15 protein-coding genes are annotated in these 15,841 nt (G+C 64.0%); 10 read left to right on the top strand and 5 right to left on the bottom strand.

Translation table 11 applies throughout. From position 1 onward, the window contains the following. Both CQ050_RS23360 and CQ050_RS23355 read left to right on the top strand, forming a co-directional pair. The gene (locus CQ050_RS23360) at positions 1-702 is read left to right on the top strand and encodes a GntR family transcriptional regulator (protein WP_233214249.1); all 702 of its coding nucleotides are present in this window, start codon (positions 1-3) and stop codon (positions 700-702) included. Between the two features lie 15 nt (positions 703-717). Continuing rightward, a complete protein-coding gene (locus tag CQ050_RS23355) occupies positions 718-1,659 on the top strand; it encodes a 2-hydroxyacid dehydrogenase (protein WP_105559202.1) in 942 nt (313 codons plus the stop codon). A 63-nt stretch (positions 1,660-1,722) separates the two neighbouring features. On the opposite strand, the gene CQ050_RS23350 is transcribed toward CQ050_RS23355, so the two are convergent. Together CQ050_RS23350 and CQ050_RS23345 are read right to left on the bottom strand one after the other, a co-directional pair. Continuing rightward, entirely contained in the window at positions 1,723-3,324 is a 1,602-nt protein-coding gene (locus CQ050_RS23350; protein WP_105559201.1) for a sensor domain-containing diguanylate cyclase, read from the bottom strand. A gap of 262 nt (positions 3,325-3,586) precedes the next feature. Further along, the gene (locus tag CQ050_RS23345; protein WP_105559200.1) at positions 3,587-4,291 is read right to left on the bottom strand and encodes a TetR/AcrR family transcriptional regulator; all 705 of its coding nucleotides are present in this window, start codon (positions 4,289-4,291) and stop codon (positions 3,587-3,589) included. A 184-nt stretch (positions 4,292-4,475) separates the two neighbouring features. On the opposite strand from CQ050_RS23345, the gene CQ050_RS23340 reads away from it, so the two are divergent. The 8 genes from CQ050_RS23340 (at position 4,476) to CQ050_RS23305 (ending at position 12,867) form a co-directional block, all read left to right on the top strand. Then, positions 4,476-5,735, top strand: a complete 1,260-nt coding sequence (locus tag CQ050_RS23340) for an alpha/beta hydrolase (protein WP_105559199.1) — start codon at positions 4,476-4,478, stop codon at positions 5,733-5,735. A 23-nt stretch (positions 5,736-5,758) separates the two neighbouring features. Then, the gene (locus tag CQ050_RS23335) at positions 5,759-6,655 is read left to right on the top strand and encodes a VOC family protein (protein WP_105559198.1); all 897 of its coding nucleotides are present in this window, start codon (positions 5,759-5,761) and stop codon (positions 6,653-6,655) included. A gap of 22 nt (positions 6,656-6,677) precedes the next feature. Further along, entirely contained in the window at positions 6,678-8,357 is a 1,680-nt protein-coding gene (locus tag CQ050_RS23330; RefSeq protein ID WP_105559197.1) for an AMP-binding protein, read from the top strand. After that, positions 8,354-8,824: a thioesterase family protein gene (locus tag CQ050_RS23325; protein WP_105559196.1), complete on the top strand. Its 471-nt coding sequence runs from the start codon at positions 8,354-8,356 to the stop codon at positions 8,822-8,824. Before CQ050_RS23330 ends, CQ050_RS23325 begins: the two co-directional genes overlap by 4 nt. 3 nt (positions 8,825-8,827) lie before the next feature. After that, the gene (locus CQ050_RS23320; RefSeq protein ID WP_105559195.1) at positions 8,828-9,994 is read left to right on the top strand and encodes an FAD-dependent monooxygenase; all 1,167 of its coding nucleotides are present in this window, start codon (positions 8,828-8,830) and stop codon (positions 9,992-9,994) included. 25 nt (positions 9,995-10,019) lie between these two features. Continuing rightward, entirely contained in the window at positions 10,020-11,009 is a 990-nt protein-coding gene (locus tag CQ050_RS23315) for a tripartite tricarboxylate transporter substrate binding protein (protein ID WP_105559194.1), read from the top strand. Between the two features lie 17 nt (positions 11,010-11,026). Beyond that, complete coding sequence (locus tag CQ050_RS23310; RefSeq protein WP_105559193.1) at positions 11,027-11,776, top strand: aspartate/glutamate racemase family protein; 750 nt, start codon at positions 11,027-11,029, stop codon at positions 11,774-11,776. Between the two features lie 128 nt (positions 11,777-11,904). Then, positions 11,905-12,867, top strand: a complete 963-nt coding sequence (locus tag CQ050_RS23305; protein WP_105559192.1) for a sigma-54-dependent Fis family transcriptional regulator — start codon at positions 11,905-11,907, stop codon at positions 12,865-12,867. A 45-nt stretch (positions 12,868-12,912) separates the two neighbouring features. On the opposite strand, the gene CQ050_RS23300 is transcribed toward CQ050_RS23305, so the two are convergent. Genes CQ050_RS23300 through CQ050_RS23290 form a run of 3 tightly spaced genes read right to left on the bottom strand, consistent with a single transcriptional unit; the run spans position 12,913 to position 15,612 of the window. After that, entirely contained in the window at positions 12,913-13,872 is a 960-nt protein-coding gene (locus CQ050_RS23300; protein ID WP_105559191.1) for a tripartite tricarboxylate transporter substrate-binding protein, read from the bottom strand. A 59-nt stretch (positions 13,873-13,931) separates the two neighbouring features. After that, entirely contained in the window at positions 13,932-14,252 is a 321-nt protein-coding gene (locus CQ050_RS23295) for a DUF4387 domain-containing protein (protein ID WP_105559190.1), read from the bottom strand. A gap of 4 nt (positions 14,253-14,256) precedes the next feature. Further along, a complete protein-coding gene (locus CQ050_RS23290) occupies positions 14,257-15,612 on the bottom strand; it encodes an acyclic terpene utilization AtuA family protein (RefSeq protein WP_105559189.1) in 1,356 nt (451 codons plus the stop codon). Positions 15,613-15,841: the final 229 nt, after the last annotated feature.

Below are 15,841 nucleotides of genomic sequence, written 5' to 3'. Positions count from 1 at the left end.
ATGCCACCCACCCCTGCCATGGAAAGCCCCCCGCGCGCGACCGCACCGGTTGCGGCAAGCGCCGCCGATGAGTCGCGCGATCTGGTCGATGAAGCCTATTCAACCTTGCTCGACATGATCCAGCTGGGCCAACTGCCCATCAATCAGCCGTTGCAGGAACGCAATCTGGCCAGCGCCCTGGGCGTCTCGCGCACGCCGCTGCGCGAAGCGATGAGCCGCTTGATCGGCGCCGGTTTCGCGGTGCGCACGATGCGCGGGCAGTTGATCGTGCCCGAGCCGACGCTGCGCCAGTACCTGGAGATTTTTCAAATGCGCCTGCTGCTGGAAGGCGACGCGGCGGCGGCCGCAGCCACTCGCATGACGCCCGAGCAGGCTGCCGCGATTCTTGAACAGGTCAGCGAGATCAAACGCCGCCAGCATTCGACCCATGAAGAAAATCACCGCGTCGACAACCTGCTGCATGACAGCATTGCGGGAGCCAGCGGCAACCGACTGATGGCGCAGGCCATTCACGACCTGCGCATCAAGGCGCGCTGCTTTGATCAGAACGGCGCGCCCGAGCGGCTGATTCCCTGTTGCGATGAGCACATGGATATCCTGCAAGCCATCCTGGACCGCAACCCCGAGGCCGCGCGCGCGGCCATGCAGCGGCACCTGAGCAATGTACGCGTGGGCCTGGTGGCCCGCCACACCCAACTCTGAATTTCCTTCGACCCCATGCCGTCTTCCTCGCCTTTGCTCATCATCATGAACCCGGTCACGCAGGCCGACCGGGTTCAGATCGCCCAACACTTCGAAGTGATCTTCGCGCCCACGCCGGAACAGTACGCCGAGGCCGTGGCCGCGCACGCCGCGCGCGTTGAAGTCGTTCTGACGATCGGCGCCATCGGCCTCACTGCGCAACAGATCGACGCGCTGCCCAACTTGAAAATGATCTATTCGATGGGCGCGGGCTACGAGAAGATCGACCTGGCGCATGCCAGGTTGCGCGGCGTGAAAGTCGCCAACGGCGCTGGCACCAATGACAGCTGTGTGGCGGACCACGCGATGGGGCTGATGATTGCCGTCATCCGCGGCATTCCCCGGCTGGATCAACTTACGCGCCAAGGCGTCTGGCGCACGCAGCTGCCGTTGCCGCCCAACGTGTCAGGCAAGAAACTGGGCATCGTGGGCTTGGGCGGCATCGGCGAAAAGGTGGCGACGCGCGCGCAGGCCTTCGAGATGGAGATCGGCTATTTCAACCGCCGCCCGCGCGCGGGTGCAACACATCGGTACTTTCCGACGCTGAGCGAACTGGCGCAATGGTCCGACGTGCTTCTCGTCGCCATCCCTGGCGGCGACTCGACCTTCCACCTTATCGACGCCCGCGTCCTTGCGCAGTTGGGCCCGAATGGATACCTGGTCAATATTGCGCGCGGCAGCGTTGTGGACACGGCCGCGCTGGAAGGCGCGTTGCGCGAACGGACGATTGCTGGCGCGGCGCTGGATGTCTATGAAGGCGAACCACACCTGCCTGAGGGCTTGGCCGGCCTGCAGAACCTGGTGTTAACCCCCCACGTTGCCGGATGGTCGCCCGAGGCCATGCAGTCCATGGTGGAGAAGTTCCTGGAGAACGCGCGCCGCCTATATGCCGGCGAGCCACTGTTGACGCCACTTTGACGCTTGGTCAATGGCGACGACACCGCCGCGCGGATCCCATTGTTCACGGACGCCAAGATCGGTTCAGATGGCCCCGCTGGAGCCAATAGTCCGGTCCGTAACGTCCAAACCACTTGTCCGCCCTGGGCCTCTTTGCCGCGCCCTTCGCGCCTGTTTGTCGGCATACATCAGCCGATCAGCCTCCTTGAGTGCGGCCTGCACGGAACTGACGGCCGGATCGACGCTGACAATGCCAAAGCTCGCGCCTCGGTATTCAAAACTACACTCGCCCAAGGTAAAGGCGCCGATCAACGGCATCGCCAGCCGGTGACGCATCTCGTCGACGGCCTCTCGCAGGGCCTCGGGTCTAGGGGCAGCCACCAGACCAATCACAACGAACTCGTCGCCCCCCCACCGGCCCAGCATGTCGCTCGCTCGCAGTGCCGCTGACATACGCCGGCCGACCTCGATCAAGAAGCTGTCGCCGACCTCATGCCCGTAGGTATCGTTGATCGGCTTGAACCCATCCAGATCAATAAACGCCACGAGGACCCATTGCTGGGTGCGCTTTGCCAACGCGAACAACCGGTCCAATTCCGTCAACACTGCGCGTCGATTGGGCAGGCCGGTCAGCGCGTCATAGTTGGCCGCGTACCGTTCATCTTGACGCCGCATCACCATCTGCGCAGCCGCGTGGCCGGATAGCAGGATCAGGACCAGACCTAACGCCGCGAACAACCCTGCCACCCAAAGGTGCTGCTTGCGCATGGGCGTCAAATGCTCCAGTGACGCCAGCGTCAGCAATTGATATTGCGTGCCAGCCAGCGGCTGCCGCCGCAGCAGATAAGGCTTGCCATCGATCAGCCATTGGTCGGCCTGGATGGCGTCGGCTACCGCATTGACGTCCATGGGCTCGCCCGGCTCTTCTTCGCCGTCCGGCGGCAGCACCGTGCCTGGCGGCAGAAGCGCCGCGACGTTGCGCAGCATGAACGGCGCGGAGGAAGTGGTGATTACGCGCCCTTGGCGATTCACGATCAATGCAATATGGCGGCCCGTCAGGTAGAGCGCCACATCCGGCGCGTCGAACTTCACGGTGACGGAGCCCAGCGGCGCGTCGTTCGAGTCCTCGATGCGACTGGCTACGAAATAGGAGGGAGTCTTGTTCAGGCGGGCGATACCGAACGAATGGCCATTACCGGTGCGCAACGCCTCGATAAGGTACGGCCGCCCCGAGTAAATCATCCCCACGATGCTATCCGGCTCGGCCCAATTGCTGGCCGTCACGGTGTCGTCGGACATGTTGTTCATGTAAATGCGGGCGTAGCGCAGGTCGGCAGCCAGCGCATTCATGACGTCGCCGACCCTACGCACCAAGGGGTCGCGCGTAAACTGCACAGCCCGCTCCTGCCGCGTGAGTTCGGCGACGCCTGGAGGGTCGATGCGATAGCGGGTGGCAAGTTCGATCACCAGACGCTGGCGCGCCAACATATTGGCCACGCTAGCCATCTCGGTAAACAGGCGATCCATGACGCGCGCGGTGGTTTTCGTTTCGTATTCGGCGCTGGCAGCCAATCCATCCAGCTGTGCCGTCACGATCCGCTGGGATGTCCACCAACCTATGCCAGCCACCAGCGTCAACCAACCTGCGGCCAAGCCGAATGTCACTTGGCGCGCGATCGGCCGCATCTGCCTTACATGCAGACTATGCTGCTGCAACACGTCGCCTCCCCACAATAATCGATCATTCAAACCGATATTATCCAGCGTTCGTGCCCTTTTTTCTCCTGGCGGCAGTATAGATCTACATTATGCGCGAATTTATCCCCGGATATTCTTTAATAATCCTTGACGGTGAAATGCTTGCGATACCCGGCGACACACTGCAATCGTCGACGCAAGCATTATGTCGGACAGTAATGGACTGCGACCGCCCTTCCCTTCGTGCCGGTCAGCGGCTCGAAAGGACGATCTTCTCGAGATAGTCCAGGTCTTCGCGCACCAGACGCAGCGATTCCCGCACGTCAGCGGGGGCCCGTGGGCGGCGCGCCTCGTCGCGCAACAACGCATTGACGGCCATCTCCGCCATGATGTCGGCGACTTCCGCGCGGCTGAGCCGCCCGCTGGACTTGTACCACCACGCCGACCAATTGCACATGCCGATCAGGCTGAACGCCGCAACGTGCGCATCGACGATCCGGAACTGTCCTTCCCGAACGCCCCGTTCGATCACGCTGCTGAAATTCTCCAGGATGTTGCGGCGCGCGTCCTGCACCGACGCCCGCTGCTTCGGCGTCATGTCGGCCTCGGTGCGGTCCGCCACGCGAAACTCGGCAGGCCGCGACAAGATCAGTTCAGCGTGCTGCGTGACCAGTGCGCGCAAGGCGGTGACGGGGTCGATGTCGTCGCGCGAAACCGTCTCGCCGGCTAGCTTGCGCGCGGCGCTGAGCACTTCCTCGGTCAGCGAGCGCTGGATCGCTTCCTTGTTCTTGAAGTAGTAGTAGACCGCGGTGCGGCTAAGCCCCAGCGCTTCGGCGATGTCCTGCATGCTGGTGCCGGCGGTTCCCCTTTCGATGAACAGCTTGGCCGCCACATCGAGGATGGCGCTGCGCAGTGCCTCGCCCTTCAGGGTTGCCTTGGTCGATACGTCATTCACGGTTGCGGTGTCCCTTCATTGCTACACGAGGACGGTCCGCGCGTGGTTTCGCGGCCCGTCGGATCAGCCATTATTTTCCTCAAATTGACGCTCACGTCAAATTATTTACTTTAATTGACACGCACGTCGAATATTTGTCTAATGCGACAAAACAGGCTGCATTACAGCTTGGAAGGAGACAGACGTGGCAATCGAAACCTCTACGGGCCCGGTCAACGCGGGCTTCCTGAACACCGACTGGAATCCCCGGGACCTCCCGGCCGGCGCCTCGACTCGCAATGTCGTGCTGCGCACGGCCGATGGCGCCGCGACCTCCGGCTCCCTCTACCTGCCCGCCGGCAAACGGCCCGACGTGGTGGTGTGCGTGATGCACCCGCGCGAATTCATGGCCTGCCATTACCTGATTCCCGACATCGTCGCGGCCGGCTGCGCGGCGTGGTCGCAAGGCGCGCGATCCGTCGGCAACGACCTGCGCCTGGAACACGAAATCGCGCTGCATGACGTCGCCGCGGGCATGCGTTTCCTACGTGAGCAGGGCTACACCCACATCGTGCTGCTGGGCAATTCGGGCGGCGCCGGCCTTTATTCGCTGTACGCGCAGCAATCGGCGCTGCCTGGCGCGCAGCGTTTCGCACGCACGCCAGGGGGAAAGCGAACCGGACTTGAAGAATTGGACATGCCCGGGGTACAGGGCATGGTGCTGGTCGGCCCGCATCCCGGCCAGGGCGCTTTGCTCATGAACTGCATCGACCCGTCGGTAGCCGATGAGAACGACGCGCTGTCGGTGACGCCGGATCTGGACCCGCTGGATCCCGCCAATGGCTACCGGCCAAAGGGCCAGGCGCGCTATGCGCCGGATTTCGTTGCCCGCTACCGGGCCGCGCAGCAGGCGCGCGTCGAACGACTGGATGCGCTGGCACGCGGAATGATCGCCGCGCGCCAGCAAGCCCGCGAGCAGGTGAAGACCGGTGCGGACACGTCCGCCGGCCGCCGTCGGCAGGCGGCCCATACGCCTGTCCTGACCGTCTGGCGCACCGATGCGGACCTGCGCTGCCTGGACTTGGAGATGGACCCTTCCGACCGCCACCCGGGCTCGCTTTGGGGCAAAGACCCCTATGCCTCGAACTATGGGGCGGTGGGTTTCGCACGCTTTTGCACGCCTGAAAGCTGGCTGTCCACCTGGTCGGGCCTGTCTTCCAACGCCGCCCTTGCCCGTACCGCGCCGGCCATCGTCCAGCCCACCTTGCTTATTGAATACACCGGCGACCAAGCCTGTTTCCCAGCCGACGTGCGGGCCATCAACGATGCCATCGCTGCGCGCGACAAGCAGCATTTACGCATCCGCGGCGATCACCACGGCCGTGCGCTGCAGGACGGTGAAGAGCCCGGGCGCTATCGCGCCGGCCGCGAACTCGCCGCCTGGCTGCAAGCCCATTTCCTGTAATCACCGACTGACGGAGTAGCCGCATGACTTCCTGCCAAACAATGCCCGGCCCGCTGAGGCTGCACGGTGTGGATCACACCGCCAGGCCCACCTGGCGCCTGCGCGCCACCGTGGCCTTTTACCGGGACATCCTTGGACTGCCCCTCGTCCACGTCATTTCCGCACGCGGCTGGGGTCCACGGACACATCCCGACTTCCTGCACTTTTTCTTCGATAGCGGCCAAGGCAGCACGATTGCCTTCTTCTATTACCTGGGTTCGGAGGAACCCGAGTTCGTGCAGGGGCGGAGCCGCATGCGTCCGCTGCCCGACGACCATATCGGGGACGCCACGCATACGGCCTGGCTGGTGCAAAGCGAAGATGAGCTCAAGGCCTGGAAGAAAAAGCTGGAAGACGCCGGCCTGGAGGTCTCGGTCGAGACCCGCCACGAGGTGATCGAATCCATTTACGTGCGCGACCCGAACGGCTATTTCATCGAATTCACGCGCAAACTTCGGCCGCTGGGCAAGATCGATGCCCTGGACGCGGACCTGACCCTGCAGGCCGCCATCCAGGCCGAGGATGAAGCGCTGGCCGCAGGCACGCGCATCAGCCATATCGACGGCATCTGGGCGCGCAAGGCGGCACTGGTCGAAGCCTTGCAATCGGACCACGATGGCAAGCGCCCCGGCGTGCGCATTTTCGTGCCGCGCGTCGAGGAGTTCGCACCGCTCGTGCGCGACGCCGAACAGCGCGACGATTGCGCCGTGGTGCAGGGCGAGTATTTCGATTGCATCCAGGGCGACGCCCCTCTGGAATTCCGCCGTAAGACATTGGGCCTGAAGCCGGCCGTCTGGTATGGGCTGTTCACCGGCGGCGTAAGCGGCACCATCGCCGTCCTGGACCGCGATCACGTAAGAATCGAGCCCATGGCCGCGTGAGCCCCACAAGGAGGAGACAGACATGCGGAACATTCGCTACCCCATAGAGGGCGTCATATATCACCCCGAGGAACGGGCCCGCGCCTATTTCGCCAGCGGCGCCTGGCGCCCGCTGACGGTCGGCCAAGCCTTGCGCGAAACCGCGCGGCGCTGCGGCAACCGCCCGGCCATCATCACCGACGAAGGAAGCCTGGGCTTCGCCGAGCTGGACGCCCGCAGCGAAAGGCTCGGGGCGGCATTGCTGGAAGCCGGCCTGCGTCCGGGCGACCGCGCCATATTCCAGATGGGCACCACCCTGGAGACCGCGCTTGCGCTGCTGGCCTGCTACAAGGCAGGCATCGTACCTGTGTGTTCGCTGCCGCAGCATCGCGAACTCGAGATCGGCCAATTGATCCGGCAGTCGGGCGCGCGCGCCTACTTTGTCCAGGCCGATTTCAGCACCTTCGACTTGCCCGGGTTCGCGTCCCGGATGATGCAGGCCCATCCCGGGCTGGAGCACCTGATCGTGGCGCGCGGACAGGCGTCCGAGGGCGCCTGCCTGCAGGCGCTGATAGACGGCATGCCGCTGGAGCGCGCGCGTGACATGTTGGCCGGGCAGGAACCCGGTTGCGAGGATGTGCTGGGCTTCCAGCTATCAGGCGGCACAACCGGGGTGCCAAAGATCATTCCGCGCTTTCATGCCGAGTACCTGGCGCACGCGCTGGCATGTGCAGAGCGCTATGAACTGCGCGAGGACGATCGGATCATCTGGGCCCTGCCCCTGCTGCACAACGCCGCCCAGGTCTACGTGCTGATGCCGATGGTTCTGCTGGGCCTGTCGGCGGTGTTCATGTCCCGGGTGGATGTGCCGCGCATGCTTGAGCTCATCGAAGCCCATCGCGTCACCCGCGCCATTTCGATCGGGCCCATTGCTCCTCAGCTCATGGCCTACGCCGATCTTGCGCGGCATGACCTGTCTTCTTTGCGGCTGTTCACCACCATGAGCGCTGCCGACCGCCTGGAAGCCCACCTTGGCGTCCCCTGCTCCAACCTGTTCGGCATCACGGAAGGCCTGCTGCTGGGCTCTCCCGCCAGCGCGCCCGCCCATGTGCGCCACAAGACCCAGGGCCGCTCGGGCAGCGCCGAAGACGAGATCCGGCTGCTGGTGCCAGGCAGCGAAGCGCGCGCGGCGCCCGGCCAGATGGGCGAACTTTGTTTTCGAGGCCCTTCCACGGTGCCCGGTTTTTTTGACGCGCCACAAGCCAATGCCGAAGCCTATACCTCGGATGGCTTCTACCGTACCGGCGACATGATGACCGAGCACGTGCACGATGGCCAGGTCCACTACACCTTCGAGGGCCGTCTGCGCGACAACATCAACCGTGGCGGAGAGAAGATCGGCTGCGAGGAAGTCGAAGCCTTGGTCAGCGCGCATCCGGCGGTGTCCGAGGCGCGGCTGGTCGCCATGCCCGACCCTTTCTATGGCGAAAAAGGTTGCATCTTCGTCATCCCGCGCCCAGGCCACACCGCCCCATCCGTGCAGGAACTGTTGTCCTTCCTGGTTTCGCAGGGCCTGGCGAAATACAAATGCCCCGAACGCGTCGAGGCCATCGAGGCGTTCCCCATTACCAAGGTAGGCAAGCTCGACAAGACGGCCCTGCGCAGGATGATCGGCGAAATTCTCAACCAGGAGGCCGCCCGCGCGGCAGGAAGCCAGCCATGACCAGCACCGAATATGTGATCGGCGTAACGCCCTTCGTCGTCCGGCGAAGGGTCAAATGGGGCGATTGCGACCCCGCTGGCGTGGTCTACACCGTTACCTTCAGCGAATACGTGATCTCGGCCGCGGAACTCTTCTATGGACGGCTGCTCGGCGGCACACCGCAACGCCTCAAAGACGAACACGGTTTCGGCACCCCGACGCGCGCGCTGGCCTTCGATTTCCAGGCTTCGCTATGGCCTGACGAAGAGTTCGACATGGCGGTTCACGTCGAACGCATCGGCGAACGTTCCTACACCCTGCATATCGCGGCCAGCGTGCAGGGCCTGCCTGCCTTCGATGCGCGGCTGACGCCCGTTTGCGTGGCCCGCGGCGAACGCCGGGCCATCCCCATTCCCACCGCGATGCGCGATGCTTTGCTTGCCTATCAGACCGCCTGCGCACAGGCGGCGCCCCTCCAGGAGTCCTGAACCATGAAGATCGCCGTTATCGGGGCCGGCCCCGCCGGCCTGTATTTCTCCCTGCTTGCCAAAAAGCACGATCCCAGCCATGACATACAGGTCTATGAGCAGAATCCACAGGGCGCCACCTACGGCTGGGGCGTGGTGTTTTCGGATATCGGCCTGGCCTTCCTGCGCGAGGCGGACCCGGAGTTCTTCCATGCCTTCGTCGCGCACCACGAACGCTGCAACTACATGGAGATCGTGCACAGGGGCGAACGCATCCAGGTACAGGGCAACCATTTCTCGCGCACCTCGCGGCTGGACATGCTGAAGGTGCTGGAGCAGGCCTGTTTGAAGGCCGGGGTACGCATTACCCATGACCATCGCGTCGAGGACGTTTCGCAACTGGCCGATGAGGTCGACATGGTGGTCGCCGCCGATGGCTCCAACAGCGCCGTGCGCAAGCAGTTCGCCGATCATTTCCGGCCCAGTTTCGAACGCCGGCGCAACAAGTTCGCCTGGTATGGCACGCGCCAGCGCTTCCACCCCGTATCGCTGATCTTCCGCCAGACCGGACACGGAATATTCATCGCCCACAGCTATCAGTACAGCCCCGAACTGAGCACGTTCCTGGTCGAGGTCGATCCCGATACCTGGCGCCGTGCGGGCCTGGACTGCGCCAGCGAGGAAGAAGGCCGCCGCTATTGCGCCGACGTGTTCCGGGCCGACCTGGGCGCCCATGAACTGCTGGGCAATCGTTCCCTCTGGTTCGAGGCGAACATCGTGCGCAACGACAACTGGTCGCACCGCAACATCCTGTTGCTGGGCGACGCCTTGCGCACCGTGCATTTCTCCCTGGGCTCTGGCACCCGCATGGCCATGCAGGACGCGATTGCCTTGCATGAAGGGCTGAAACAACACCCGGCCGACACGCAAGCCGCCTTCGCGGTCTTCGAGTCCCTGCGTCGGCCGGCTTCGTCCAACTTCCAGGCGGCCGCCGCCCGCAGCCTGGACTGGTACGAGAACGTCGCCGACAAGATGCACCTGAATCCGGTGTCTTTCGCCTACGACTACATGCGGCGCACCGGCCAGGTCAGCCATGAAGACTTGCGCCAGCGGGACCCGGCGTTTACCGCGGCCTATGAAGCCCGGGCCGGCGTGACGGCCGACAACAAGGATGGCCAGACCATCCGATAAACCATCCATGGAGTATGGAGGAGACATGACAAAAACCCTGATCCTGGCGTCTATCGCCCTGACCGCCGTAGCGGCGGCTACCTTTGCGCCGCCCAGCCAGGCGCAACCATCCGGCTATCCCAGCCACAGCGTGCGCGCCGTGCTGCCCTATTCTGTTGGCAGCGGCCCGGATGCCGTCACCCGCATCATCGGCGAGCAATTGACGGCCACCTGGAAGCAGGCCTTCATCGTCGAAAACAAACCCGGCGCCAACGGCTGGCTGGCCATCGGCGAAATCAAGCGATCAGCGCCGGACGGCTATTCCCTGGCGGTGGTGGACAACACCCACATGACGCTGCAGCCCCATCTGTACAGCAAGCTGCCGTTCGATCCCGTGCGGGACTTCACCCCCGTCGCCCCTATTTACACCACTAACTTCTTCATCGTCGTTTCGGCCAATTCGCCGTGGCGCAGCGTCACCGACCTGATCGATGCCGCACGCCGGAAACCGGGGTTGCTGACCTACGGAAGCTGGGGAATGGGCAGCGTGGCCCACCTGGGGTCGACCCAGTTCGAACGCAAGACCGGCACGACCATGACGCACGTGCCCTTCAAAGAGCTGCCGCAGCTGTACACGGCCGTGGCCAATGGCGAGGTGGACTGGGCCTTCGGCACGGCCGCGACGGTGCAGAACCTGTACCAGGCCAAGCGGGTCAGGCTGTTGGCCCTTGCGGCGCCCGCCCGCCTGGCGCTGTATTCCGACGTGCCGACGGTGTCGGAAGCTGGCGGCCCCGGTGATTTCGAACTCAAGACCTGGGTAGCCGCCTTTGCACCCAAAGGCACATCGGTCGACGTGGTGCGGCGCCTGAACGGCGACATCGCCGCCGCCTTGGCAACCCCCGCCGCGCGCGAGCGTTTCCGTACCTTCGGCTTTGAACCGTGGGCCGGCGATGCCGCAACCGTCGCCCGCGCCCAGGAGCAGGACTGGGCGCGCTTCGCCGACATCGTCAAGCAAGCCAACCTTTCCCTGGATTGATCCGCAAAGGAAACACCATGAGCCGTCCATATCGCATCGGTCAGATCGTCCCCAGTTCCAATACCACCATGGAAACGGAAATCCCGGCCATGCTGCGAGCGCGAGAGGCCATGCGGCCAGAACGCTTCACGTTCCATAGCAGCCGCATGCGCATGCATAAGGTCACCCCCGCCGAGCTACAGGCCATGAACCGTGAAGGGCTGCGCTGCGCCGCGGAACTGGCCGACGCACGCATGGACGTCATCAGCACCGCCTGCCTCGTGGCCATCATGGCCATGGGGCCGGGCTACCATCGTCAGACGGAGGACGAGCTTGGCGAGGTCGCCCGCGCCAACCACTGCCAGGCGCCCGTGATGACCTCGGCGGGCGCGCTGATAGACGGTTTGCGCCACCTGGGCGCGCGAAAGATCTCCTTGATGGCGCCGTACATGCGGCCACTGACCGACCAGGTGGTCACCTATATCGAAAACGAGGGCATCGAGGTCGTGGACGCCCTCAGCTTCGAAATTCCGGACAACCTCGAAGTGGGCCGGCGCGATCCCATGCGGCTGATCGAAGACGTCAAGCGCCTGGACACGCGCGGCGTCGACGCCGTGGTGCTTTCGGCCTGCGTGCAAATGCCATCGTTACCCGCGCTCCAGTCCGTGCAGGACACGATGGACATTCCTGTCGTGTCGACGGCTGCGTGTACGGTTTGGCGCATGCTTGGGCACCTGGGCCTGGAACCCGTCACATCGGGCGCCGGCGCATTGCTGTCCGCCAGGTAGCAAGTTCCGCCGTGCGGATGCGCCCAGGCCATCAACATGATCACCGCCCTAGGGGTATGCCGGAATGGAGCCTCGGGCGCCGGATCCGGATAATGCCGGGCAGACATGACCGTTTTTATCCGAGCCCGATGACTTCCCCCCTAGCCGAGACCATTGTTGGCGACCACGCGTCCATTGTCGCGTTGCGCGACCTTGTGCTGCGCGTGGCGCGCAGCCGCGCCAGCACCGTGTTGATCTATGGCGAAACCGGCACGGGCAAAGGCCTGGTGGCGCGGGCCTTGCATGACCATTCCAGCCGGGCCGACAAAGGCTTTACCGAAATCAACTGCGCGGCCATTCCCGGCAATCTTTTGGAGTCGGAGCTTTTCGGCCACGAACGCGGCGCGTTCACGGGCGCCGTGACGCGCAAGGAGGGGCTGCTGGAGATCGCGCATGGCGGCAGCGTGTTCCTGGATGAAGTCCGCGAACTTGACCCCATGATGCAGGCCAAGATCCTCACCTTGCTGGACAGCCGACGCTTCCGGCGCATCGGTGGCGTGCGCGAGCTGTCCTCCGATGTGCGCTTCATTGCCGCCACCAACAAGATCCTGCTGGGCGAGGTCAACGCCGGAAAATTCCGCGACGATCTTTATTATCGGCTGCAAGTCGTGTCGATCAATCTGCCCCCTTTGCGCGAGCGCGGCGACGACGTTTTCGTGCTGGCCGAGCGCTTTCTGGCACGCTTTAACCGAACACACGCCAGCGGCTTCAAGCGCATCGACCCGGCCGTCGAACAGGCCTTTCGACGCTATGCCTGGCCCGGCAATGTGCGGGAACTGGGCAATTTGCTGGAACGAATCTGCATCCTGGAGTCGGGCGACACGGTCGGCCTGGAACATCTGCCCGCACGCATCGTGCGCGGCGCGCCCATCACGGAGGCAGGCGGTTATGCGGAACGCACAAGCCGCTTCCAGCGCGACATGATAGAAACGGCGCTGGCTGCCGCCGGCGGCCATGCCGGGCGCGCCGCCGAGTCGCTGGGACTGTCGCGCCATGCGCTTCGGCACCAGATGGCCAAGCTCGGCCTGGCCGCAAGCGCCAGTCCGGCCTGAGGCGGCCCCGGCCGGCCTGCATCGGCGCGAGCCGCCTTGAACCGGTTATTCCACGCTGATATGGTGGCTTTGCGCGACGGTTCGCCATTGCGCCAGATCGTCGGCCACGCGTCGTCCGAAATCTGCGCTGCTTAACGCGGTCGGCACGGTGCCATCCATATCCAGGAGCGCGGTCGTCTCCCTGGATGTGGCGATGCGATTGATGGCATCGTTATAGACGTCGACCAGGTCTTGAGGCGTTCCGGCCGGGGCAAAAACGCCCACCCAGATTTCGATGGCATAGCCGGAAAGCAACTCGGCGGCGGCCGGCAAGGCGGGAAAGGCGGGATGCGCTTTTGGCGCTGTCGTGGCCACCAGCCGCACTTTGCCGCCCTGCACCAATGGCGCAAGCGAACTGTAGTTGGCCAGCATCAGGTCGATCTGCCCGCCGGCCAGGTCGGACGCGGCATTGGCGGCGCCCTTATAGGGCACGTGGGTCATGGACACCCTGGCCGCTTCGTTCATCATTACCGTGGCCAGGTGGGCCAGCGAGCCGACGCCGGCCGTGCCGTAGTTCAGCGCTTCGGGCCGGGCGCGCGCGGCATCCAGCAAGGCGGGCAGATCGGCATAAGGCTTGGCACCGGACACCGCCAACACCAGCGGGCCCTGCCCCACCATGGCCACCGGCGCGAAGCTCTTGACCGGATCGTAGGGCATTCGCGGCTGCGTGGCTGCCGAGGTAAGAAAGGATGACGAGGTGAGCAGCAGCGTGGCGCCATCCTTGGCCGACCTGGCCACATACTCCGAACCGATGACGCCCGCCGCGCCAACGCGGTTCTCGACAATGACGATGGTCTTGAGCCGTTCGGCCAATTGCGGTGCGATGGCCCGCGCGATGGCATCATTACTGGCGCCGGCCGAGAACGGCACCACGATCTTGATCTGCTTGGGCACCGGACTCTGCGCGGCCGCGGAACCGGCCAGCGCGCAAGCCAGCAGCGCCACGCCGCGAATCAGTTTTTTCATGCGTTTCCCCTTGTTTTGTGGGCCGGCGACGCCCTGGCGCGCGCCGCCGGCAAAGCCGCCTAAAGCGTCACGGGCAAATCCAGCAACGGCGCATACTGCTGCGCGCCGAAGATATCGCCGTCGCCAGCCGAGCCGCTGGGCCGTAAACGGTAGATGGTGAACTTGATCGCCAGGCCGGGATCGTATTCCACAAAGTCCGAGATGCGCTCCTGGCTGATGCGGTACAGCGCGGCCATGGTCTCGCGCGTCAGGGCGCGTGAACGCCTGACGGCGTCATAGGTGTCGCGGTCACGGAAGATGATGTCGAACGTGATCTTGTTCACGCCCGCGTTCTTGCTGCGTATGGTCTTGGCGAGTTCGCTCAATTTACGTGTGTTCATGGTCTCAGGCCTCGGTCATATGGGTTTGGAACAGTTCGAACACATCGTCCACGGGAATGGTGTGATTGAGCGTCCAGCGGTAGGCGGCGCTAACGCGCACGACCTCGTCCAACGGAAAGGCCACCGAACCCGCCGTCCCCTTCACGTCGGGCAGGCGCGCATAGAACATCTGGCGCAGGCCGGTAAGGGTCAGTTCTTCGGCCATTTCGGTCGTGGGGGCCACACCCTGCACCATCACGCAGAGTTCATGGCCTGGCTGCTCCCTCAAGGGCTCCAGTTCCCCCATCACACCGTCGCGCCCATAGACCTTGTAATGCAGCTCGTAGCCGTTGTCGCCGAAGCGTTCGCGCACCTTCTCGCGGGCCCACCCGATGACGCGGTCCACATTGGCAATCGTGTAGGGGTCGCGGATGCCGCACAGGCCGAGGTAGCGTTCGCCCACTTTGCCGGAGCCCTCCAGCTTCACGGTGATCTTGTCCGACGGAACAAAACGCGAGCCGGTGATGCGTGTGGTCTTCTCGCTGATCTGTTCATAGTGGCATTCGCGCATGTCGAGCCTGCCGCCGGCAAAGAACTCGTCGTAGGGGTTGGAACGCTCATACATGGCGTGTCCCGCCACCGAAGCAATGGTGCAGCGCTGATCGGGGTGCATGGCAGTGACGCGCACATCGTCATGGCTGATCTCGCCCAGCACGGTTTCCTTGCCGCCATACGGCTCGGCGCAGAACGACGCGCATTCCAGTACCTTGCCAAGGTAGTAGGCCTGGTCGGCGGCGTAGCCGTGGTGCAGCGCCGGGGCGGCAAAGACCGCCGCGTCTGAACTACGCCCTCCGATGATCACGTCGGCCCCGGCCTCGAGCAATCTCAGGTAGGGCTGAACACCCGCCACGGCCACGATGCGGTCCGTCGCATCCAGCTCGGCTTCGACCAGATCGGCATAGCCGTCCAGGCCGGCAACGGCGGCCCCCGCTCGCATCTTGGCGCGCACGAATTCCGGATCGACTTCGGAATAGAAATAGCCGATTTTGAAGGGTTTCAGTCCATGCTGCCGGGCAAGGTCCTTGATGATACGAACGTACAGGTCGACTCGGCTGTTCGAACCCGTGTCGCCCGCGGACCCGATGATCATCGGCACGCCATGGGCGCGCGCGGCTAGCAGCATCTGCTCAAGGTCATGGCGCTGCCACGCTTCGGGGCTGGTCGAGGTGTCGGAACCCAGGGGCACGGGCCCGACATCGTCGCTGCCCGAATCGGCGGCAATGTAGTCCGGCTGCGCAAGCACGCCCGCCTGGAAACTCTCGGTACGCAGGGGCGCGAAGCCCAGGTGTCCGTTAGGACAAATAATTTTCAACGAGCGCATCTGTCTGACTCTGGTGAAGTGATGACAAGGCCACGCGAACCGTGGCAACTTATCAACGCAAACACCGTGCCAACTTGGAGAAAGACAGAAACTTCAAATAAATCAATGGATTGGATTTCCGGGAATGCTATTCGCCAGCCGGAAAATGCGTGATAAGCACGCAATATGCGTGAATTTCACGCATTACACTTGCCACATTGCCGAACGCGGCTTTCTTGCCCCGCCGATC

This window comes from Achromobacter sp. MYb9, from assembly GCF_002975275.1.
Classification (GTDB): Bacteria; Pseudomonadota; Gammaproteobacteria; order Burkholderiales; family Burkholderiaceae_B; genus Achromobacter.
Note: the sequence above shows the minus strand (reverse complement) of the source record. Positions and strands in the feature narration are given on the sequence as shown.